Here is a 21,193-nt window from a genome sequence, read left to right as displayed (position 1 = left end):
GATAGCACGCTCGCAGCGCGCTCTATTTTGACTTTTAGCTTAAAGCCGCAATTTGTCTACCCTCCCCTTCGCGCATTCGTGTATATTTATGCACTATTACAGCATATTAAATAATCAGAAAGCCTTTTAGACCATGAATCTCACTACTAAATAGCCATTCATGCAGGAAGATCGACTTTCGTTTTACGGCAGGAACTGAGCGTTACATGAACACACAATCATCGCAGCCGCGCGCTATCTACTACGTCGTCGCGCTGCAAATCTGGGAATATTTCAGTTTTTACGGTATGCGGGCGCTGCTGATTTTGTACCTCACCAATCAGCTTAAGTATGATGATAACCACGCCTACGCCCTCTTCAGCGCCTACTGTTCCCTGGTTTACGTTACGCCGATCCTCGGCGGTTTTCTGGCTGATAAGCTGTTAGGCAACCGCATGGCGGTGATGATCGGCGCGCTGCTGATGGCCGTTGGCCACCTGGTGCTCGGCGCCAGCGAAATCGCCCCCGCCTTCCTCTACCTGTCGCTGGCCATTATCGTTTGCGGCTACGGGCTGTTTAAGTCCAACGTCAGCTGCCTGCTCGGCGAGCTATACGAGCCGACCGATCCGCGCCGCGACGGCGGCTTCTCGCTGATGTACGCCGCGGGCAACATCGGCTCGATTATCGCGCCTATCGCCTGCGGATACGTGCAGGAAGAGTACAGCTGGGCGATGGGCTTCGCGCTGGCGGCCATCGGCATGATCGCCGGGCTGGTGATTTTCCTCTGCGGCAGCCGTCATTTCCGCCACACCTCCGGCGTCAATCGCGAGGCGCTGCGCTCCCGCCGCTTTCTGCTGCCGAACTGGGGCTGGCTGCTGGTGCTGCTGGTGGCTACGCCGCTGCTGATTACGGTGCTGTTCTGGCAGGAGTGGTCGGTCTATGCGCTGATTGTCGCCACCGTCATTGGCCTGGCGGTGCTGGCAAGGATCTATCTGCGGGCGGAAACCGCCAAACAGCGCCGGGATCTGCGGCTGATTATTATCCTGACCGGCTTCAGCCTGCTGTTCTGGGCCTTTGCCCAGCAGGGCGGCAGCTCCATTAGCCTGTACATCGACCGCTTCGTTAACCGCCACGTGATGAGCTACGAAGTCCCGACCGCAATGTTCCAGTCGGTGAACGCCTTTGCGGTGATGCTCTGCGGAATGGTGCTGGCGTGGCTGGTCAAAGAGAATATCAGCGGCAACCGCACCGTGCGCATCTGGGGCAAATTTGCGCTGGGCCTTGGCCTGATGAGCGCCGGCTTTTGTATCCTGACGCTAAGCGCCCTCTGGTCGGCAACCTACGGCCACTCCTCAATGCCGCTGATGGTGCTGGGGCTGGCGGTCATGGGCTTTGCCGAGCTGTTTATCGATCCGGTGGCGATGTCGCAGATTACGCGGATTGAAATACCCGGCGTCACCGGCGTGCTGACCGGCATCTACATGCTGCTCTCCGGTGCCATCGCCAACTATCTGGCGGGGGTTATCGCCGATCAGACGTCGCAGGCTTCGTTCGATTCGGCCGGGGCGGCACACTACGCGATTGAGGCCTACGTCGACGTGTTCAGCCAGATTACCTGGGGCTCGCTGGCCTGCGTCGGCCTGGTGCTGGCAATCTGGCTCTATCACTCCCTGCGGGTCAGGACCCGCCGCCTGGCGCTGGAGTAGCGCCTTTGCTGGCGGCTTCCCAGGCGGCCAGCGTCTCCAGCCGCGCCTGCTTGTGATCGACCAGCGGGCGCGGGTACGCCAGGGTTACACCCTGCTTATCGGCCCAGACCCACGGCTGGTGCAGGGCCTTTTCCGGCACCGCTGCCAGCTCCGGCAGCCATTGGCGAATAAACCCTCCCGCTTTATCAAACTTCTCGCCCTGAGTCGTGGGGTTGAAGATGCGGAAATAGGGCGCCGCATCGGTGCCGGTAGACGCCGCCCACTGCCAGCCGCCGTTATTGGCGGCTAAATCGCCGTCGATCAGCTGGCTGATGAAATAGCGCTCGCCGGCGCGCCAGTCGACGCGCAGATCCTTCACCAGAAAGCTGGCGACAATCATCCGCAGGCGGTTGTGCATCCAGCCCGTCGCGGTGAGCTGACGCATCGCGGCATCGACAATCGGAAAGCCGGTGCGCCCCTCCTGCCACGCCTGCAGCCCCGGCGCATCGTCGCGCCACGCCACCCTGTCGGTCCAGGCGATAAACGGCCGCCCCTTGCACAGCCCCGGGTAGTAAACCATCAGGTGGCGATAAAACTCGCGCCAGATAAGCTCGTTGAGCCACACCGACCCGCCCTCGCCATCCAGCGCGCCGGGCAGCTCCGCCAGCAGACGATGCAGGCACTGGCGCGGCGAGAGCGCGCCAATCGCCAGGCACGGCGAAAGCCGGCTGGTGCCCTCCAGCGCCGGGAAGTCGCGCTGCTGGTCATAACCGGCGGCCTTATGCTGGCAAAAGGCGCGCAGGCCAGCGATGGCCGCTTTTTCGTCGGCGGCAAACAGCAGCGGATCGAACGCCGTCTGGGGGTAGTCAATCTCCGGCAGGGCGGCGGGCGTCAATGGCCCGCTTTTACGCACCTTCGGCGCCGCCACGCACTCCGGCAGCGTCTCGCGCAGGCGGCGGATGAAGGCGTTTTTGAAGGGCGTGAACACCTTATACATTTCACGACTGCCGGTCAGCACGCTGCCGGGCGGCAGCAGCAGACTATCGTCAAACCCCTGGCACACCGCGCGGCTCAGCGTTTTCTCCGCAGCCGCGTCGCGCTGGCGCTCGTTAATTTCATACTGGTAGTTGTAAAACAGGTGGCTGACCTGCTGCTCCTCGCAGAAGCGGGCCAGCAGGTCGACGCTGGCGGAGAAATCTGTCGCCTGCGCCACCTGCAGGGCGATACCGCGCTCGGCCAGCGCGGCCTGCAGGCTGCGCAGATGGCTGACGATAAACGCCGCCTGACGCGGCGCCATCCCGTGCTGACGCCACTGTTCGGGCGTGGCGATAAACAGCGCCAGAACCCTGGCGTCGGGATCGCGGCAGGCCGCAGCCAGCGCCAGATTATCGTGAATGCGCAGATCCGCGCGAAACCAGACCAGATGGGTGGCCATAAAACTCCTGCTCTTATGCTCTAAATAACGTCTCGTTAGCCCTGCGCCTCGGGCCAGGGATTGAAATAGCGCTGGTCGGCGAGCCAGGGATCGGGAAATTCGCTCATATAGTGTTGGAGGAGGCTCACCGGCGCAAGCAGCGGCTGCTGACCGCGGCGATATTCATCGATCAGCGACGTTAGCTCCTGCTTCTGCTGCGCGGTTAAATGTTCGCGGAAGTAGCCCTGAACGTGCATCAGCACGTTGGTGTGGTTGGCGCGGGTAGAGGGATGGGCCAGCAGCTTCACCAGCCGCTCGCGGTAGGCCACAAAAAACGCCTCCAGTGACGGCCAGCGGGCGATCTCCGCCACGAAGGGACCAATCTGGCGGTATTCAGGCTGTGAATGGGCCAGCAGCAGCAGCTTATAGCGGCTGTGAAAATCCATCAGCCGGCCGCGGGTCAGTCCGTCACGGTGCAAATTATCCAGCTCGCGCAGGGTGTAAATACGAGTTTGCTCATCGTCCTCTAGCCAGTGATCGCTCATGACGGCTCCTTTATCGTTAAGAGCTTTCAGTGTAAGCCACTACGGGCGAAAAAAAACCGCCGGTTTTCCGGCGGTTGCTTTATCAGTCGACAGGCTGGCTATCAGTAAAAATCAGCAGCGGCCTTTTCGGCCTGCGCCATCCATACCGGCTGTTCGCTGGTCTTAGCCCATACGCGGTGCAGCCAGCTGTAGTAGCGGGCTCTGTCTTTCCAGAACAGCATCACCGGAAGTGCCGCAACGCCGGCCACGACGGCGAAAGCACGACGTAAGAAGACGACGTGAGCAGGATAGGTTTTGTATAACGCCATAATTTCTCTCCCTTATGTCAGGCCGGCAATCAGCGCCGGTAAAGTTTCAATGTTTCTCTGTGCAAAATAATAGCGCTTTGGCTGTAATTTTACTACTCATCCGACCACTAAAAACGGCCTATTTAGCCTTTATTTACATTCATCCGGTAATTGAGTTACATAAAAGTTAAATTAATACTAACCATTAGTTAAATAATGGTCTTTGCATTTTTATACTTTTTTTACACCGCCCCCGCCGATTTTTGCAAAATCTTTGCGCCGTAATTCCTATCCTGCAGATAAATCGTAAATACACCCGGAGGTGGATTGTGAGTGCAGGCGTAATCGCTGGCGTGGCGCTGGTGTTCCTGTTGCTGGCTTACTTGGTTTATGCCCTGATCAACGCGGAGGCATTCTGATGGCCGCTCAAGGATTTTTACTTATCGCCAGTTTTATTCTGCTGCTGATGGTTCTGGCCCGCCCGCTGGGAACGGTGCTTGCCAGAATGATCGCCGACACCCCGCTGCCCGGCCTCGCCGGGATAGAGCGCGGGATCTGGCGCGTCGCAGGTATTCGTTCGCAGGAGATGAACTGGTATCAGTATCTCTTCGCCATTCTGCTGTTTAACGCTCTCGGGCTGGTGGCGCTGTTTGTTCTGCTGATGCTGCAGGGATCGCTGCCGCTTAACCCTCAGCATCTGCCCGGCCTCTCCTGGGACCTGGCGCTGAACACCGCGGTGAGCTTTGTCAGCAACACCAACTGGCAGGCCTACGCCGGTGAAACCACCATGAGCTATCTCAGCCAGATGGTGGGCCTGGCGGTGCAGAACTTCCTCTCGGCGGCAACCGGCATTGCGGTGATCTTCGCCTTCACCCGCGCCTGGTCACGCCAGCAGGTGAGCACCCTCGGCAACGCCTGGGTCGACCTCACCCGCATCACGCTCTGGCTGCTGCTGCCGATCTCGCTGCTGATCGCCCTGTTCTTTATTCAGCAGGGGGTGCCGCAAAATCTGCTGCCGTACCAGGCGTTCACCTCCCTGGAGGGCGTGCGCCAGTCGCTGCCGATGGGGCCGGTGGCGTCGCAGGAGGCGATTAAAATGCTGGGGACCAACGGCGGCGGATTCTTTAACGCCAACTCGGCGCACCCGTTCGAAAACCCGACGGCGCTAAGCAATATGGTGCAGATGCTGGCGATCTTCCTGATCCCGGCGGCGCTGTGCTTTGCCTTCGGTGAAGCGGTGGGCGATCGCCGTCAGGGCCGGGCAATTTTGTGGGCCATGACGCTTATCTTCATCGTCTGCGCGGCGGTAGTGATGTGGGCGGAAACCCACGGCAACCCTCACCTGCTGGCGCTTGGCGCCGATAGCAGCGTCAATATGGAGGGTAAAGAGAGCCGCTTTGGCATTTTAGCCAGCAGCCTGTTTGCGGTGGTGACCACCGCCGCCTCCTGCGGCGCGGTGAACGCGATGCATGACTCCTTTACCGCCCTCGGTGGCATGGTGCCGATGTGGCTGATGCAGATCGGCGAGGTGGTCTTCGGCGGCGTCGGATCGGGCCTGTACGGCATGCTGCTGTTCGTCATGCTGGCGGTGTTTATCGCCGGACTGATGATCGGCCGGACGCCGGAGTATCTGGGTAAAAAGATCGACGTGCGCGAGATGAAAATGATCGCCCTGGCGATCCTCGTCACCCCGACCCTGGTTCTGCTCGGCACCGCGCTGGCGATGATGACCGATGCCGGACGGGCGGCGATGTTTAACCCCGGTCCGCACGGCTTTAGCGAGGTGCTGTACGCCGTCACCTCGGCGGCCAATAACAACGGCAGCGCCTTCGGCGGCCTGAGCGCGGCCACCCCGTTCTGGAACCTGCTGCTGGCGTTCTGCATGCTGGTCGGTCGTTTCGCGGTCATCATTCCGGTGATGGCGATTGCCGGCTCGCTGGTCGGCAAGAAAATTCAGCCCGCCAGCACCGGCACGCTCGCCACCCATGACGTGCTGTTTATCGGCCTGCTGATCGGTACCGTGCTGCTGGTTGGCGCCCTGACCTTTATCCCCGCGCTGGCGCTCGGCCCGCTGGCGGAACACTTATCCTTACTTTAAGCGATGCGGAGCAACCTGTTATGAGTCGCAAACAATTAGCCCTGCTGGAGCCGACGCTGGTGCGCCAGGCGCTGCTGGACGCGGTGAAAAAACTCAACCCTGCGGTGCAGTGGCGTAACCCGGTGATGTTCATTGTCTGGATCGGCAGCCTGGTCACCACCCTGCTCGCCGTCGGCATGACCAGCGGACATATCGCCGGCAGCGCCGGTTTTACCGCCGCCGTGAGCGTCTGGCTGTGGTTTACCGTGCTGTTCGCCAACTTTGCCGAAGCAATGGCCGAGGGGCGCAGTAAGGCCCAGGCCAACAGCCTGAAAGGCGTGAAAAAGACCTCCTTCGCCCGCAAGCTGCGCGCCCCGCAGCACGATGCCCGGATCGACCATATTCCGGCCGAGGACCTGCGCAAAGGCGACGTGGTGCTGGTGGAAGCCGGGGATATCATTCCCTGCGATGGCGAGGTGATCGAAGGCGGCGCGTCGGTGGATGAGAGCGCCATCACCGGCGAATCGGCGCCGGTGATCCGCGAATCCGGCGGCGACTTCGCGTCGGTCACCGGCGGGACGCGCATTCTCTCCGACTGGCTGGTGATCCGCTGCAGCGTTAACCCCGGCGAAACCTTTCTTGACCGGATGATCGCGATGGTGGAAGGCGCCCAGCGGCGCAAAACGCCGAACGAGATCGCGCTGACGATCCTGCTCATCGCCCTGACGCTGGTGTTCTTGCTGGCCACCGCCACTATCTGGCCCTTCTCCGCGTGGAGCGGCAGCGCGGTCAGCGTAACGGTGCTGGTGGCGCTGCTGGTATGCCTGATCCCGACGACCATCGGCGGCCTGCTGTCGGCCATCGGCGTCGCCGGGATGAGCCGCATGCTCGGCGCGAACGTTATCGCCACCAGCGGGCGCGCGGTTGAAGCCGCCGGCGACGTTGACGTCCTGCTGCTGGATAAAACCGGCACCATTACCCTCGGCAACCGTCAGGCCTCGGCCTTCCTGCCAGCCCGCGGCGTGGAGGAGCGAACCCTCGCCGATGCGGCGCAGCTCTCATCCCTGGCCGATGAGACCCCCGAAGGCCGCAGCATCGTGGTGCTGGCTAAACAGCGGTTCAATCTCCGCGAACGCGACCTGCAGTCGCTGCAGGCGACCTTCGTGCCCTTCACCGCCCAGACGCGGATGAGCGGCATCAACATCGACCAGCGCATGATCCGCAAAGGCTCGGTCGATGCCATTCGTCGCCACGTCGAGGCCAACGGCGGCCACTTCCCGGCGGACGTCGATAAGCAGGTGGAAGAGGTCGCCCGCCAGGGCGCCACGCCGCTGGTGGTGGCCGAAGGCGAGCGCGTGCTGGGGGTTATTTCGCTGAAAGACATCGTCAAGGGCGGGATCAAAGAGCGCTTTGCCCAGCTGCGCAAGATGGGCATCAAAACGGTGATGATCACCGGCGATAACCGCCTGACCGCGGCGGCGATTGCCGCCGAAGCGGGGGTCGATGATTTTCTCGCCGAAGCCACGCCGGAAGCCAAGCTGGCGCTGATTCGCCAGTACCAGTCAGAGGGCCGGCTGGTGGCGATGACCGGCGACGGCACCAACGATGCCCCGGCGCTGGCCCAGGCCGACGTCGCGGTGGCGATGAACTCCGGCACCCAGGCGGCAAAAGAGGCCGGAAATATGGTCGACCTCGACTCCAACCCGACCAAATTAATTGAGGTGGTGCATATCGGTAAGCAGATGCTGATGACCCGGGGTTCGTTAACCACCTTCAGCATCGCCAACGACGTGGCGAAATACTTTGCCATTATTCCTGCCGCCTTTGCCGCCGTTTACCCGCAGCTCGCCATGCTCAACGTGATGCGCCTGCACTCGCCGTCATCGGCGATCCTCAGCGCGGTTATCTTTAACGCGCTGATTATCGTCTTCCTGATCCCGCTGGCGCTGAAGGGCGTGAGCTATCGCCCGCTGTCGGCATCGGCCATGCTGCGCCGTAACCTGTGGGTCTACGGTCTTGGCGGGCTGCTGGTGCCGTTTGTCGGCATCAAAATCATCGATCTGCTGCTGACCCTGACCGGGTTGGTGTGAGGAAAATACCATGTCATTCATTCGTCCGGCCGTTGTGCTATTTATCCTGTTAACGCTGCTCACCGGCGGGCTCTATCCGCTGCTCACCACCGCTCTGGGGCAGTGGTGGTTCCCCCAGCAGGCGAACGGTTCGCCGATCCGCATTGATGGCGAAGTGCGCGGCTCCAGCCTGATTGGGCAAAATTTTACCGCCGCAGGCTATTTCCAGGGACGTCCTTCGGCCATCGCCCAGACGGCGGACAGTCCGCTGGCGTCCGGCGGAAGCAACCTCGCCGCCAGCAACCCGGCGCTGGATAAAGCCATCAGCGAACGGGTCGCGGCGCTGCGCCGCGCCAACCCGGACGCCAGCCCGCGGGTGCCGGTGGAGCTGGTCACCGCCTCGGCGAGCGGGCTGGATAACGGCCTGACTCCGGCGGCGGCGCTGTGGCAGGTTCCGCGCATCGCCAAAGCCCGCAATCTGAGCGCGGAGCAGGTCACCCGGCTGGTGAATGAGGCGACGCAAAAACCGCTGGTCAGTTTTCTCGGCCAACCTGTGGTAAATATACTGCAGCTGAATATGGCGCTGGATGCCCTGAAGGATAACTAAAAATGAGTGACGAGCCGCTGCGCCCGGACCCTGACCGTCTGTTGCAACACGCCGCCGAGCCGCATCGCGGGAAGCTGAAGGTGTTCTTTGGCGCCTGCGCGGGCGTCGGTAAAACCTGGGCGATGCTGGCGGAGGCGCAGCGGCTGCGCGCTCAGGGGCTCGATATTCTGATTGGCGTGGCGGAAACCCACGGGCGTAAAGAGACGGCGGCGATGCTGGAGGGGCTGAGCACCCTCCCCCCGCGCCGTTTCTCCCACCGCGGGCGCTACGTTCACGAATTCGATCTCGACGCCGCCCTGGCCCGCCGCCCGGCGCTGATTCTGGTCGATGAGCTGGCGCACAGCAACGCCCCCGGCTCACGCCACCCTAAGCGCTGGCAGGACGTCGAAGAGCTGCTTGAAGCCGGAATCGACGTCTTTACCACCGTTAACGTCCAGCATCTGGAAAGCCTGAACGACGTGGTCAGCGGCATCACCGGCGTGCAGGTCCGCGAAACCGTCCCCGACCCGTTCTTTGATGCCGCCGATGACGTGGTGCTGGTCGATCTCCCGCCCGACGATCTTCGCCAGCGCCTTAATGAAGGGAAGGTGTATATCGGCGGCCAGGCCGAACGCGCCATCGAGAACTTCTTTCGCAAAGGTAACCTGATTGCCCTGCGCGAGCTGGCGCTGCGCCGCACCGCCGACCGGGTCGATGAGCAGATGCGCGCCTGGCGCGACCGCCAGGGCCAGGAAAAAGTCTGGCACACCCGCGACGCTATCCTGCTGTGCATCGGCCACAATACCGGCAGCGAGAAGCTGGTCCGCGCCGCCGCCCGCCTCGCCGCCAGGCTCGGCAGCGTCTGGCACGCGGTCTACGTTGAAACCCCCTCGCTGCATCGCCTGCCGGAAGCCAGGCGGCGGGCGATCCTCGCGGCGCTCAGGCTCGCCCAGGAGCTGGGCGCGGAGACCGCCACCTTGTCCGATCCTTCGGAAGAGAAAGCGGTTTTGCACTATGCGCGAGAACATAACCTCGGCAAGATCGTTATTGGCCGTCAGCGTCAGCGCCGCTGGTGGGATCGGCAGGGTTTTGCCGACCGCCTGGCCCGCCACGCGCCGGACCTCGACCTGGTAGTGATCGCCCTTGATGAAAAGAGCTCCCCCCTACCCACCCGCGCCGGCGATAGCCGCACCACGATGGATAAGTGGCGGCTGCAGCTGCAGGGCTGCTGCGTCGCGGTGGCCATCTGCGCGGTGATTACGCTCGTCGCCATGCAGTGGCTGGTGGCCTTTGAGGCCGCTAACCTGGTGATGATCTACCTGCTCGGGGTGGTGGTTATCGCCCTGCTGTACGGCCGCTGGCCGTCGGTGCTGGCGACGGTTATCAACGTTGTCAGCTTCGATCTGTTCTTTATCGCCCCGCGCGGGACGCTGGCGGTTTCCGACGTCCAGTATCTCCTGACCTTCGGGGTCATGCTCACCGTTGGCCTGGTGATCGGTAACCTCACCGCCGGCGTGCGCTACCAGGCCCGCGTGGCCCGCTACCGCGAGCAGCGCACCCGTCATCTGTATGAGATGTCAAAAGCGTTGGCGGTCGGGCGCAGCCGGGAAGATATTGCGCTGACCAGCGAGCGCTTTATCGCCTCTACTTTCCACGCCCGCGGCCAGCTCCTGCTGCCCGACGAGAGCGGAGCTCTGCGGCCGCTGACCCAGCAGACGGGGCTCACCTCGTGGGATGATGCGATTGCGCGCTGGAGTTTCGATAAAGGCCAGCCCGCCGGCGCGGGCACCGATACGCTGCCCGGCGTTCCCTACCAGATCCTGCCGCTGAAAAGCGCCGCCCGCAGCTGGGGGCTGCTGGTGGTTGAGCCGGATAACCTGCGCCAGCTGATGATCCCCGAGCAGCAGCGGCTGCTGGAGACCTTTACCCTGCTGGTGGCCAGCGCCCTTGAGCGGCTGACGCTCACCGCCAGCGAAGAGCAGGCCCGGCTCAACAGCGAACGCGAAAGCCTGCGTAACTCCCTGCTGGCGGCGCTGTCGCATGATTTACGCACCCCGCTGACTATCCTCTTCGGTCAGGCGGAGATTCTGACCCTCGACCTGGCGAGTGAAGGATCGAAGCACGCGCCGCAGGCCAACGAAATTCGCCAGCACGTGCTCAACACCACCCGGCTGGTGAATAATCTGCTGGATATGGCGCGGATCCAGTCCGGCGGCTTTAATTTACACAAAGAGTGGCTCACCCTCGAAGAGGTGGTCGGCAGCGCGCTGCGGATGCTGGAGCCGGGTCTCGGCGGCCAGCATATTCAGCTGGCGCTACCCGACCCGCTGCTGCTGGTTCACGTTGACGGGCCGCTGTTTGAGCGGGTGCTGATCAATCTGCTGGAGAATGCGCTGAAGTACGCCGGCCCGCAGGCGCAAATCGGCATTACGGCGCAGGCCGACGATCGCCAGCTGCAGCTCGACGTGTGGGATAGCGGCCCGGGGATCCCCCAGGGCCAGGAACAGGCTATCTTTGATAAGTTCGCCCGCGGTCATAAAGAGTCAGCCATCCCAGGCGTAGGGCTGGGGCTGGCGATCTGCCAGGCGATCGTCGAGGTCCACGGCGGCACCATCGGTGCGCAAACGCGCCCTGAGGGCGGCGCCTGCTTCCGTGTTACACTGCCGCGAGAGGCGCCGCCGGAGCTGGATGAGTGGTGCGGCGACGCGCGAACTGACTGAAAGCACTAGCCGAGGAACCGTGATCAACGTTCTTATTATTGAAGATGAACATGCTATTCGTCGCTTTCTGCGCACCGCGCTGGAAGCCGACGGCATGCGCGTATTTGAAGCCGAAACTCTGCAGCGCGGTCTTCTCGAAGCCGCAACCCGCAAGCCTGACCTGACGATCCTTGATCTTGGCCTGCCCGATGGCGACGGCAGCGATTTTATTCGCGAAGTGCGCCAGTGGAGCCAGATGCCGATTATCGTGCTGTCGGCGCGCACGGAAGAACAGGATAAAATTGCCGCCCTCGATGCCGGCGCCGATGACTACCTGAGCAAGCCGTTTGGCATTGGCGAGCTGCAGGCGCGGCTGCGGGTCGCGCTGCGCCGTCACGCCGGTGCCCAGGCCGATGAGCCCATCGTCCGCTTCTCCACTATTCAGGTTGATATTCCGGCGCGGCGGATCCTGCGCGGCGAGGAGGAGATTCATCTTACCCCGATTGAGTTCCGCCTGCTGGCTGCGCTGCTGAATAACGCCGGCAAGGTGCTGACCCAGCGCCATCTGCTGAATCACGTCTGGGGGCCGAATGCGGTGGAGCACAGCCACTATCTGCGAATCTATATGGGGCATCTGCGACAAAAGCTGGAGGTTGATCCTGCGCGACCGCAGCATCTGCTGACCGAGACCGGCATTGGCTATCGCTTTATGCCTTAGGTTCGGTTGGAAGAGCGTCGGGCCGCGGCGAAAGCGCCGGGCCCGAGCGGGAGCGTCCCCTCTTCCCGGCTAGCGTTGCGCAATCGGGAGAGGGAACACCAGGCTATCAGGCGTTTTTCAGCACTTCGCTGACAATTTCTACCGCCTCTTTCTCAATCTGCTTGCGATGTTCTTCGCCGAGGAAGCTTTCGCAGTAGATCTTGTAGGCGTCTTCCGTGCCTGACGGACGAGCGGCAAACCAGCCGTTGTCGGTCATCACCTTCAGACCACCGATCGACGCACCGTTACCCGGCGCGGCGGTCAGGCGAGCGGTGATCGGATCGCCCGCCAGCGTGCTTGCGCTAACCATCTCCGGCGACAGCTTCGACAGCGCCGCTTTCTGCGCGGAGGTTGCCGATGCCTGCAGGCGGTTATAGCTCGGCGCGCCGAAGCGTGCGGCCAGCTCGTCATAGTGCTGCTGCGGGTTTTTACCGGTGACGGCGGTGATTTCCGCGGCCAGCAGGCACATGATGATCCCGTCTTTATCTGTAGACCACGGCGTGCCGTCAAAACGCAGGAACGAAGCGCCCGCGCTCTCTTCACCGCCAAAGCCAAAGCTGCCGTCAAACAGGCCGTCAACGAACCACTTAAAGCCCACCGGCACTTCCACCAGCTTACGGCCAAGATCGCCGACCACGCGGTCGATCATCGCCGAAGAGACCAGCGTTTTGCCGACGGCAACCTCTTTGCCCCACTGCGGACGGTGCTGGAACAGATAGTTAATCGCCACCGCCAGATAGTGGTTCGGGTTCATCAGCCCGGCCGGGGTTACGATGCCGTGACGGTCGTAATCCGGATCGTTAGCGAAGGCCAGATCAAACTTGTCGCGCAGCGCCAGCAGGCCGGCCATCGCGCACTCGGACGAGCAGTCCATGCGGATGGCGCCGTCTTTATCCAGGTGCATAAAGCGGAAGGTTTGATCGACATGATCGTTAACGATGGTCAGATTCAGCTTGTAGTACTCGGCGATGCGCTTCCAGTATTCAATCCCGGAGCCGCCCAGCGGATCGACGCCAAGCTTAAGGCCCGCTTTTTGAATCGCCGCCATATCGACGATATCCGCCAGACCTTCAATAAACGGCTGAACCAGATCCTGCTCTTTCACGTGGCCGGAGGCCAGAGCGGCATCGAGAGAGATGCGCTTCACGCCCTGCAGGCCGGAAGCCAGCAGTTCGTTAGCCCGGTTCTCCACCACCTTGGTGACGTTGGTATCAGCCGGACCGCCGTTCGGCGGGTTGTACTTGATACCGCCATCTTCCGGCGGGTTATGCGACGGCGTAATTACGATGCCATCCGCCAGCGGGCCACCCTTTTTGTTGTGCACCAGAATGGCGTTGGAAATCGCCGGCGTCGGGGTGAAGCCGTTGTTTTCCTGCACGATCACATCAACACCGTTAGCCGCCAGTACTTCCAGTACGGAAATAAAGGCCGGCTCGGAGAGCGCGTGGGTATCCTTACCGACGTAGCATGGACCGGTAATCCCGTTCTTCGCGCGATCTTCCGCAATCGCCTGAGCAATCGCCAGAATATGCTGCTCGTTGAAGTTATGGCGACCTGCGCTGCCGCGATGGCCAGAGGTCCCGAACTTCACCGCATGCTCCGCGTTGCCTGCTTCTGGCTTCAGTACGTAGTACTGGGCAGTCAGCTGGGCGACGTTAATCAAATCACTCTGTTGTGCAGGCTGACCCGCACGCTTATCGATTGCCATTGCCTGATCCTTCTGATGCAAAGGTGAATAAAGCTAGATCGTGCCGCAAACCTTCTCAATCAACTCCGCAGGGAATTGCATTGACTGCATGATATGTTCAATCATGCTGCATTTGCGGCCAGTGTTGGTATTGGTGATCACCCACCACGGCGTGCCGGGGACCTGCTTAGGCTTGGTCTGATTGCCGCTTTTCAGCAGAATGCGGGCATCTTCAGCAAAATAGGTCCGCGTACGCCCGTGCAGAGACTCGGTGGCCGCAGCAAACGCTTTGCTGTCCAGCGAGTACAGCGTCGTCAGCACCAGCATAAAGCGGTTTACCGCGCGCTTTTGCTCGGCGTATTCATCAGATAACAGCAGTTCGCGCACGGCGCGGACTTTATCCTTCACCGGGTTAGCAGGCCTGGCCTCAACAACGGCGGTCGGAGCCGGGGCCGGCGCGGCTTTCGCAACGGCGGTGGCAGTCTGGGAAGCGGCGGAAAATTTCAGCATGCGCCGTAAAATGTCGGATGCACTCTCACCAATATGCTGGGTGTGGCTGGCAATATAGCGATAGAGATCATCATCAACTTCAATTGTTTTCATCTTAATCCAGTGCGATATCTTATTCTGAATACAAGTTGTCAGGATTATAAGGACAAATCCTAACCGCGGATAGCGTCAAACCAGGATGGCGGTAAAACTCAGATAGCTCTGGGTCTTGCAGCCGGATGGCAGAATGTCCAACATAATACCCTAACCCGACGGAGCGAAAAAAAGAACTTTGCCATGAAATTAAATAGCCGCGCGCAATCTGCACAAAATCCGCACAATAATTCCCCTGTGGTCCTGGTTCACGGTCTGTTTGGCAGCCTTGATAACCTGGGTATCCTCGCACGCGACCTGGTCGCCGACTACGATATCCTGCAGGTCGATATGCGCAATCACGGTCTTTCCCCGCGCGATCCGCAGATGACCTACGCCGCGATGGCTCAGGATCTGCTTGACACCCTTGACGACCTGCAGCTGGAAAAAGCGACCTTTATCGGCCACTCAATGGGCGGTAAAGCGGTGATGGCGCTGAGCGCCCTCGCGCCGGAACGCATCGATGGCCTGGTGGCTATCGATATCGCGCCGGTGGATTATCACGTGCGCCGCCACGACGAAATCTTTGCCGCCATCAACGCCGTGACCGCCGCCGGCGCCGCAACCCGTCAGCAGGCGGCGGCAATTATGCGCGAGCATCTGCAGGAAGAGGGCGTGATTCAGTTTCTGCTGAAGTCCTTCGTTGACGGCCAGTGGCGGTTTAACGTGCCGGTCCTGTGGGATCAATATAGCCATATCGTTGGCTGGCAGCCGGTTCCCGCCTGGCCGCATCCGGTCCTGTTTATCCCGGGCGGCAACTCCCCCTACGTGACCGATGAGTATCGCGACGCGCTGCTGGCGCAGTTCCCGCAGGCCCGCGCGCACGTGATTGCCGGCGCGGGCCATTGGGTCCATGCGGAGAAACCGGAGGCGGTACTGCGCGCAATTCGCCGATATCTCTCCTCTTTAGCGGCATAACTGGCTAAAAACTGCCCGACCGCGCCGCAGAATGCCCGCGGTCGTTGGCGCAGCGGTTCGCCTGATGTATTATGGCGCGCTATCTGTGTCGGCAATGGCCCGACAACTCGTTTCCCCGAAGTCACTCTGAATCATGGCAAAAGAACAAACGGACCGTACGACATTAGATTTGTTCGCAACCGAGCGTCGCCCGGGTAGACCAAAGACCAATCCGCTTTCGCGCGACGAGCAACTGCGCATCAATAAACGCAACCAGCTTAAACGCGACAAAGTTCGCGGCTTAAAGCGCGTGGAGCTCAAGCTCAACGCTGAAGCGGTTGATGCGCTCAATGAGCTAGCTGATGCCCGCAATATGAACCGTAGCGATCTGATTGAAGAGATGTTGATGAACCAGCTTGCAGCCCTACATAGCCAGGGTAAAGTCTGAGAAACCTCAAAAACAGCACTTTCGTGTAGCAGAGTGTGCAGTCGGGCATGATTGCTGTTTCCGCGCCCTTCCCTGTTCTGCTATGATTGCCGTTATCTGCGGGCATTACGCCACTACCACATCATTAAGTTTCAAGAGGTTATTTTACTCATGGCAATCATCGGCATCTTTTTTGGCAGCGACACCGGCAACACCGAAAATATTGCAAAAATGATCCAAAAGCAGCTCGGTAAAGACGTTGCTGATGTTCACGACATTGCCAAAAGCAGCAAAGAAGACCTGCAGGGTCATGACATTCTGCTGCTGGGCATCCCAACCTGGTACTACGGTGAAGCGCAGTGTGACTGGGATGATTTCTTCCCGACGCTGGAAGAGGTCGACTTCAACGGTAAGCTCGTCGCCCTATTTGGCTGCGGCGACCAGGAAGACTACGCTGAATACTTCTGTGACGCGCTGGGGACCATTCGCGACATCATCGAACCGCGCGGTGCAACCATCGTCGGCCACTGGCCAACGGCGGGCTACCATTTCGAAGCCTCTAAAGGTCTCGCCGATGACGACCATTTCGTCGGTCTCGCTATCGATGAAGACCGTCAGCCTGAGCTGACCAACGAGCGCGTTGAGAAATGGGTTAAGCAGATTTCTGAAGAACTTCATCTCGAAGAAATCAAAAATGCCTGATGGTTAAACGACGATGCCTTCGGGTATCGTCGTATTAATAGGTAAAAGCAATAAAACTAATAGCTACAAGTTTTTAACTTTTAATCACATATCTGTACAATGTCCTCTGATTTAACGAGGAGACGTGACACAGTTTGTAGCCTGTGCCTCGTTTTTGACAGCATACAAGGCTCGATGCTTGCGGTTTTCATTTCATCATGGCAGTTCTATAATGAGACGCGTTACATCGGGTGATTCTCTGTATTACTTCCGCTAATGGAAGTAGATCGTTTAGCAACAGGACAGATTCCGCATGACTGACAACAATACCGCATTGAAGAAGGCTGGCCTGAAAGTCACACTTCCACGATTAAAAATTCTGGAAGTGCTGCAGGGGCCGGATAACCATCACGTCAGCGCGGAAGATTTATACAAACGCCTGATCGACATGGGGGAAGAGATCGGTCTGGCTACCGTTTATCGCGTACTGAACCAGTTTGATGATGCCGGCATTGTTACCCGCCATAATTTTGAAGGCGGTAAATCCGTTTTCGAACTGACGCAGCAGCATCATCACGATCACCTGATTTGCCTAGATTGTGGCAAAGTGATCGAATTCAGCGATGACTCCATCGAAGCGCGTCAGCGTGAAATTGCCCACCGTCACGGTATCCGCCTGACCAACCACAGCCTGTACCTGTACGGTCACTGTGCTGAAGGCGACTGCCGCGAAAATGAACACGCGCACGACGCGGTGGAAAAGTAGTTTCCCACAGCGTAAGCAGCAAAAAGCCAACCTGAAGGTTGGCTTTTTTTATGCCCGCAAATACGGAGTACGAGGGAAATCAGGGCCGGGTATTGTTGCTGCGGATCTCTTTCCAGATCTGGTCGCAGCGGGCTTTGACCGCCTGATCGTTGCCGGTGCGGGTCGCCAGGATACACTGCTGATAATCCAGCACCCGTACGCTTTCCTGGGTGGCGAACTGCTGGTGCTGCTTATCCTCTTTAAGAACGTTCAGCACGCTCTGGCAGGCCTGAACTTTATCCGGATTCCCTTCTGCCGTATTGATGCAGGCGCTGTAGGCATCCTTCAACTTAGTATCTTCTTTTGGCGCCGGTGACTGCGCACAGGCCACCAGACCCGATGCCATGATGGCGATGAGCAATAGCTTTTTCATAATCAACCTCACAGGCTGGCGGCAGGCTTACGCCCGCCGCTGCGGCATCAGAAAATAGTGAACGGGGCAATAACCATAAACTTCACGTCGCGCTCATCCTGGAAGATGTTGCCGTAACCGCCGCTCCAGCTTGGAATATCGGAGTGGTTGTCGTACTGGGTGAAGTGGAGTTTGAACAGCGTTCCTTTTGCCCGGCCGTCCTGTACGGTATACATGGCGTCGAGGCTGTAGGCCGACTCTTCCAGACGTTTGTCGGCGTTGTAGTACGCGTCAGGCGTCGCCATTTTGCCCGGTTTCGCATCCCATGCGTAAACGTAAGATGCACCAAACGCCCAGCCCGGCATATTCCAGTTTTTCATGTCGTACATCGCGCCAAAGAACACGGCCTTTTCGCCGTTGGCGTTAAAGTCGGAGCGGTTATCCCACCACACGTCCAGGCGGCCGTTAGAGGAGGCGTAGGTTGGGGTCATGCGCTGCAGGAAGTAGCCCTGCTGGCCCTCGGCCTTAACCCAGGTACCTTCCAGACGCAGGTCCAGCACGTCGGCAACCTTGTAGCCAAAGGTCAGCGCCTGCAGCCAGGCAGTGCCGTCGTAAATATCGTTGGCGCCGCCGTTGCTGACCTTATCGCGGGTGCCGTAGAACTGATAGCTGGTGTTTAACGGGGTACCGGCAACGTCAAATTTATAGCTGGCCTTGGCAAAATACTGGTCGATATACCCCTGGGCCTGGCCAAACGCGGCCTCCAGCACGAGGTCGTTTTTAAAATCATATTTGGCGCCCAGCGAGTGCAGATAATCGACTTTCGTCTTCTTATCGTTCTGGTAGAACTCATCCATCTCAATGTGCCACGGCGCTTTGTATTCGTTCGTCCACATGTAGGAGAAACTCAGCGCGCCGGAATCACCGTAATCAAAGTTTGCTCCGGCTTCAGCACCTTGATAAGTGCCCGGCATAAAGCTCCAGTGCGGAGCCAGCAGCGTTTGCCCGGTTGGCTGAATGTAGCCAGCGCGCGCCCACGTCGGGCCATACTTAAATTTTGCCGCCGCTTTATAGAGGCTGATCCCGCTCTTATCGCCGGAGTAATCTTCGTCGTAGGCTTTATTTCTGGAGGAGAAGGCAATTTCGTTCGGGTGACCGCTTTCGCTGCTTTCCGCCATTTCAATGGCGGTAAAGGCCGCCACGTCGATACCAAACATATCGGCGGCATAGCCGGACTGGAAGTCCAGGTTGGCGTTCCAGGTTGAATGCGAAAGGTTGGTTTTGTACTTATCGCCGTCGGTGACGTCTTTACGGTCGCGCTCACGCTGCCAGTAATAGATACCGCCGGTTAATGTGGAATCATCAATAAAACCTGCTGCGCTGGCCTGCGGAACAACGATCCAGCTCGACATCGCGGTGACGGCGGCAATAGCCAGCGCCAGCGTACTACGTTTGCCACTAAACGTACGCATGTGCATATCCTCTTTGACGTTTTAAAACGCGGAGCCAAAGGCAAGCCGCGAAAAATAAATAAAACTGCTAAAAAGCGGTGCGGAAAAAAGTCCGCAAATCCACTCTGGATAGACTATTTTTCGTGACGCGAATTATCAATCTCTTTCGCCGATCAAAGCTTAAGATTATGACAAAGCGCACATATTCTATGTCTTTTTGTTACAGCCTTAAATTTCGTAGATTTAGCACTGAAGTGTTTGAAAAATCAGGATAAAACTGGAAATGGAAACGCTTACAGCGGTTTTTTACGCGAAAATCTCCGACGGGCCCGACGGGATATATTACAGGTTGTAAACAAGATTAATTCGCATCGCGAAAATAACCAGATTCGGCCACGAAAGACGGAAATAAAAAACGCCGCGGAGGCGGCGTTTTTGCTGACGAGGCGGGGACGCGGGCTTATGCGCCGGTCTTCGCCCAGGTATCGCGCAGGCCAACGGTGCGGTTAAACACCAGACGGTCAGCGGTAGCATAGCGGCTGTCGAGGCAGAAGTAGCCTTCGCGCTCGAACTGCAGCGCCTTGCCGACCTGCGCCTGCGCCAGGCTCGGCTCGGCAAAGCCGTGCTTGATAACCAGCGATTCAGGGTTCATTACGGCCAGGAAGTCCTCTTCGGCGCCCGGATTCGGCACGCTGAACAGACGGTCGTACAGGCGAATTTCTACCGGCAGCGCGTGCGCCGCGCTCACCCAGTGGATAACGCCCTTGACCTTGCGGCCGTCAGCAGGATCTTTGCTCAGCGTATCGGCATCATAGGTGCAGAAGATGGTGGTGATATTGCCCTCTGCATCCTTCTCTACGCGCTCGGCTTTGATCACGTAGGCATTGCGCAGGCGAACCTCTTTGCCCAGCACCAGACGCTTGTACTGCTTGTTGGCTTCCTCACGGAAGTCAGCGCGATCGATCCAGATCTCACCGCTGAACGGCACGTCGCGGCTGCCCATTTCCGGCTTGCTCGGATGGTTCGGCATGGTCACATTTTCACTGCCGCCCTGCGGATAGTTTTCGATAACCAGTCTTACCGGATCGATAACGGCCATTGCGCGCGGGGCGTTTTCGTTAAGATCTTCACGAATGCAGGACTCCAGCGACGCCATTTCAATGGTGTTGTCCTGTTTGGTCACGCCGATGCGCTTACAGAACTCGCGAATCGATTCGGCGGTGTAGCCGCGGCGACGCAGGCCGGAAATCGTCGGCATACGCGGATCGTCCCAGCCCTCAACGTGCTTATCGGTGACCAGCAGGTTGAGCTTGCGCTTGGACATCACGGTATATTCGAGATTCAGGCGCGAGAATTCGTACTGGCGCGGGTGAACCGGGATGCTGATGTTATCCAGCACCCAATCGTACAGGCGACGGTTATCCTGGAACTCCAGGGTACACAGAGAGTGTGTAATACCTTCCAGCGCATCGCTGATGCAGTGGGTAAAGTCATACATCGGGTAGATGCACCACTTGCTGCCGGTCTGATGGTGATCGGCGAACTTAATGCGGTACAGCACCGGATCGCGCATGACGATAAACGGCGAAGCCATATCGATTTTCGCACGCAGGCAGGCTTTACCTTCCGCAAAACCACCGGCGCGCATTTTTTCAAACAGCGCCAGGTTCTCTTCTACGCTGCGATCGCGGTACGGGCTGTTTTTGCCCGGCGCTTTCAGCGAGCCGCGGTATTCGCGGATCTCTTCAGCCGACAGCTCGTCAACGTAGGCCAGACCTTTATTGATCAGCTCAACGGCGTAGCTGTGCAGCTGATCGAAATAATCAGACGAGTAGCAAACTTTCCCGGACCAGTGGAAACCTAACCACTGCACGTCGTTTTTAATCGACTCAACGTATTCGATATCTTCTTTCACCGGATTGGTGTCATCGAAGCGCAGGTTGCATTGGCCTTGATAATCCTGAGCAATGCCGAAGTTCAGGCAAATTGATTTCGCGTGGCCAATGTGCAGATAGCCGTTCGGCTCCGGCGGGAAGCGCGTATGAACGGTGGTGTGCTTACCAGTAGCCAGATCTTCATCGATGATCTGACGAATAAAGTTAGTTGGGCGGGCTTCTGCCTCACTCATCGTGGGTTCCTCAAAGCGTAAACAA

The 21,193-nt window shown here is 59.2% G+C and carries 19 protein-coding genes; 11 read left to right on the top strand and 8 right to left on the bottom strand.

Features of this window, described 5'->3' with window-relative positions:
* The first annotated feature begins 206 nt into the window (after positions 1-206).
* Positions 207-1,685, top strand: coding sequence for a dipeptide permease DtpD (dtpD, locus tag EDF75_RS02415; protein ID WP_133596851.1), 1,479 nt, complete (start codon positions 207-209; stop codon positions 1,683-1,685).
* Here the strand turns inward: dtpD and phrB are convergent.
* The 3 genes from phrB to EDF75_RS02400 form a co-directional block, all read right to left on the bottom strand.
* Entirely contained in the window at positions 1,657-3,099 is a 1,443-nt protein-coding gene (gene phrB, locus EDF75_RS02410; protein WP_133596849.1) for a deoxyribodipyrimidine photo-lyase, read from the bottom strand. The two genes, dtpD and phrB, sit on opposite strands and share 29 nt — an antisense overlap.
* Positions 3,100-3,134: 35 nt before the next feature.
* Positions 3,135-3,623 (bottom strand): YbgA family protein, encoded by a 489-nt coding sequence (locus tag EDF75_RS02405; RefSeq protein ID WP_133596847.1) that lies wholly within the window; start codon positions 3,621-3,623, stop codon positions 3,135-3,137.
* Between the two features lie 101 nt (positions 3,624-3,724).
* Positions 3,725-3,931: a DUF2517 family protein gene (locus EDF75_RS02400; protein ID WP_004859627.1), complete on the bottom strand. Its 207-nt coding sequence runs from the start codon at positions 3,929-3,931 to the stop codon at positions 3,725-3,727.
* A 308-nt stretch (positions 3,932-4,239) separates the two neighbouring features.
* Here EDF75_RS02400 and kdpF point away from each other — a divergent pair, with 308 nt between their 5' ends.
* From kdpF to kdpE, 6 genes are read left to right on the top strand one after another with little or no spacing between them, the layout of a single operon-like run.
* Positions 4,240-4,329 carry a K(+)-transporting ATPase subunit F gene (gene kdpF, locus EDF75_RS02395; RefSeq protein WP_015584874.1) on the top strand — a complete coding sequence of 30 codons (90 nt, stop codon included), beginning with the start codon at positions 4,240-4,242 and terminating at the stop codon, positions 4,327-4,329.
* Positions 4,329-6,008, top strand: a complete 1,680-nt coding sequence (gene kdpA, locus EDF75_RS02390) for a potassium-transporting ATPase subunit KdpA (RefSeq protein WP_133596845.1) — start codon at positions 4,329-4,331, stop codon at positions 6,006-6,008. Before kdpF ends, kdpA begins: the two co-directional genes overlap by 1 nt.
* Before the next feature lie 20 nt (positions 6,009-6,028).
* The gene (gene kdpB, locus EDF75_RS02385; protein WP_133596844.1) at positions 6,029-8,077 is read left to right on the top strand and encodes a potassium-transporting ATPase subunit KdpB; all 2,049 of its coding nucleotides are present in this window, start codon (positions 6,029-6,031) and stop codon (positions 8,075-8,077) included.
* 10 nt (positions 8,078-8,087) lie between these two features.
* Positions 8,088-8,663, top strand: coding sequence for a potassium-transporting ATPase subunit KdpC (gene kdpC, locus EDF75_RS02380; protein WP_133596842.1), 576 nt, complete (start codon positions 8,088-8,090; stop codon positions 8,661-8,663).
* A gap of 2 nt (positions 8,664-8,665) precedes the next feature.
* Positions 8,666-11,362, top strand: coding sequence for a two-component system sensor histidine kinase KdpD (gene kdpD, locus EDF75_RS02375; protein WP_133596840.1), 2,697 nt, complete (start codon positions 8,666-8,668; stop codon positions 11,360-11,362).
* Between the two features lie 19 nt (positions 11,363-11,381).
* On the top strand, positions 11,382-12,059 hold the full coding sequence (kdpE, locus tag EDF75_RS02370) for a two-component system response regulator KdpE (RefSeq protein ID WP_041144615.1): 678 nt from the start codon (positions 11,382-11,384) through the stop codon (positions 12,057-12,059).
* A gap of 106 nt (positions 12,060-12,165) precedes the next feature.
* Here the strand turns inward: kdpE and pgm are convergent, their stop codons facing one another.
* Both pgm and seqA read right to left on the bottom strand, forming a co-directional pair.
* Positions 12,166-13,806, bottom strand: a complete 1,641-nt coding sequence (gene pgm / locus EDF75_RS02365) for a phosphoglucomutase (alpha-D-glucose-1,6-bisphosphate-dependent) (protein WP_041144614.1) — start codon at positions 13,804-13,806, stop codon at positions 12,166-12,168.
* Between the two features lie 33 nt (positions 13,807-13,839).
* Positions 13,840-14,388, bottom strand: a complete 549-nt coding sequence (gene seqA, locus EDF75_RS02360; RefSeq protein WP_128878772.1) for a replication initiation negative regulator SeqA — start codon at positions 14,386-14,388, stop codon at positions 13,840-13,842.
* Positions 14,389-14,571: 183 nt separating this feature from the next.
* Here seqA and ybfF point away from each other — a divergent pair, with 183 nt between their 5' ends.
* The 4 genes from ybfF to fur all read left to right on the top strand — a co-directional run bounded on the left by ybfF (position 14,572) and on the right by fur (position 17,198).
* Positions 14,572-15,345 (top strand): esterase, encoded by a 774-nt coding sequence (gene ybfF, locus EDF75_RS02350; protein WP_133596838.1) that lies wholly within the window; start codon positions 14,572-14,574, stop codon positions 15,343-15,345.
* Between the two features lie 133 nt (positions 15,346-15,478).
* Entirely contained in the window at positions 15,479-15,772 is a 294-nt protein-coding gene (ybfE, locus tag EDF75_RS02345) for a LexA regulated protein (RefSeq protein WP_041144611.1), read from the top strand.
* A gap of 150 nt (positions 15,773-15,922) precedes the next feature.
* Positions 15,923-16,453 carry a flavodoxin FldA gene (gene fldA, locus EDF75_RS02340; RefSeq protein ID WP_148250773.1) on the top strand — a complete coding sequence of 177 codons (531 nt, stop codon included), beginning with the start codon at positions 15,923-15,925 and terminating at the stop codon, positions 16,451-16,453.
* Positions 16,454-16,745: 292 nt separating this feature from the next.
* A complete protein-coding gene (gene fur / locus EDF75_RS02335) occupies positions 16,746-17,198 on the top strand; it encodes a ferric iron uptake transcriptional regulator (protein WP_045854481.1) in 453 nt (150 codons plus the stop codon).
* A 79-nt stretch (positions 17,199-17,277) separates the two neighbouring features.
* On the opposite strand, the gene EDF75_RS02330 is transcribed toward fur, so the two are convergent.
* The 3 genes from EDF75_RS02330 to glnS form a co-directional block, all read right to left on the bottom strand.
* On the bottom strand, positions 17,278-17,610 hold the full coding sequence (locus tag EDF75_RS02330) for a ChiQ/YbfN family lipoprotein (RefSeq protein ID WP_045854480.1): 333 nt from the start codon (positions 17,608-17,610) through the stop codon (positions 17,278-17,280).
* A gap of 47 nt (positions 17,611-17,657) precedes the next feature.
* Complete coding sequence (chiP, locus tag EDF75_RS02325) at positions 17,658-19,061, bottom strand: chitoporin ChiP (RefSeq protein WP_123707018.1); 1,404 nt, start codon at positions 19,059-19,061, stop codon at positions 17,658-17,660.
* Between the two features lie 439 nt (positions 19,062-19,500).
* Positions 19,501-21,168: a glutamine--tRNA ligase gene (gene glnS, locus EDF75_RS02315; protein ID WP_133596836.1), complete on the bottom strand. Its 1,668-nt coding sequence runs from the start codon at positions 21,166-21,168 to the stop codon at positions 19,501-19,503.
* Positions 21,169-21,193 lie beyond the last annotated feature (25 nt).

The organism is Klebsiella sp. BIGb0149, from assembly GCF_004362605.1.
In the GTDB taxonomy this organism is placed as follows: domain Bacteria; phylum Pseudomonadota; class Gammaproteobacteria; order Enterobacterales; family Enterobacteriaceae; genus Klebsiella; species Klebsiella terrigena.
The sequence above is the reverse complement of the archived record's forward strand: the minus strand, read 5'-3'. Positions and strand labels throughout refer to the sequence as shown.

What these genes read in the sequence shown, in the direction of transcription:
- dtpD (WP_133596851.1), top strand. Translation starts at nt 207, where the DNA reads ATGAACACACAATCATCGCAGCCGCGCGCTATCTACTACGTCGTCGCG.
- phrB (WP_133596849.1), bottom strand. Translation starts at nt 3,099, where the DNA reads ATGGCCACCCATCTGGTCTGGTTTCGCGCGGATCTGCGCATTCACGAT.
- EDF75_RS02405 (WP_133596847.1), bottom strand. Translation starts at nt 3,623, where the DNA reads ATGAGCGATCACTGGCTAGAGGACGATGAGCAAACTCGTATTTACACC.
- EDF75_RS02400 (WP_004859627.1), bottom strand. Translation starts at nt 3,931, where the DNA reads ATGGCGTTATACAAAACCTATCCTGCTCACGTCGTCTTCTTACGTCGT.
- kdpA (WP_133596845.1), top strand. Translation starts at nt 4,329, where the DNA reads ATGGCCGCTCAAGGATTTTTACTTATCGCCAGTTTTATTCTGCTGCTG.
- kdpB (WP_133596844.1), top strand. Translation starts at nt 6,029, where the DNA reads ATGAGTCGCAAACAATTAGCCCTGCTGGAGCCGACGCTGGTGCGCCAG.
- kdpC (WP_133596842.1), top strand. Translation starts at nt 8,088, where the DNA reads ATGTCATTCATTCGTCCGGCCGTTGTGCTATTTATCCTGTTAACGCTG.
- kdpD (WP_133596840.1), top strand. Translation starts at nt 8,666, where the DNA reads ATGAGTGACGAGCCGCTGCGCCCGGACCCTGACCGTCTGTTGCAACAC.
- pgm (WP_041144614.1), bottom strand. Translation starts at nt 13,806, where the DNA reads ATGGCAATCGATAAGCGTGCGGGTCAGCCTGCACAACAGAGTGATTTG.
- seqA (WP_128878772.1), bottom strand. Translation starts at nt 14,388, where the DNA reads ATGAAAACAATTGAAGTTGATGATGATCTCTATCGCTATATTGCCAGC.
- ybfF (WP_133596838.1), top strand. Translation starts at nt 14,572, where the DNA reads ATGAAATTAAATAGCCGCGCGCAATCTGCACAAAATCCGCACAATAAT.
- ybfE (WP_041144611.1), top strand. Translation starts at nt 15,479, where the DNA reads ATGGCAAAAGAACAAACGGACCGTACGACATTAGATTTGTTCGCAACC.
- fldA (WP_148250773.1), top strand. Translation starts at nt 15,923, where the DNA reads ATGGCAATCATCGGCATCTTTTTTGGCAGCGACACCGGCAACACCGAA.
- fur (WP_045854481.1), top strand. Translation starts at nt 16,746, where the DNA reads ATGACTGACAACAATACCGCATTGAAGAAGGCTGGCCTGAAAGTCACA.
- EDF75_RS02330 (WP_045854480.1), bottom strand. Translation starts at nt 17,610, where the DNA reads ATGAAAAAGCTATTGCTCATCGCCATCATGGCATCGGGTCTGGTGGCC.
- chiP (WP_123707018.1), bottom strand. Translation starts at nt 19,061, where the DNA reads ATGCGTACGTTTAGTGGCAAACGTAGTACGCTGGCGCTGGCTATTGCC.
- glnS (WP_133596836.1), bottom strand. Translation starts at nt 21,168, where the DNA reads ATGAGTGAGGCAGAAGCCCGCCCAACTAACTTTATTCGTCAGATCATC.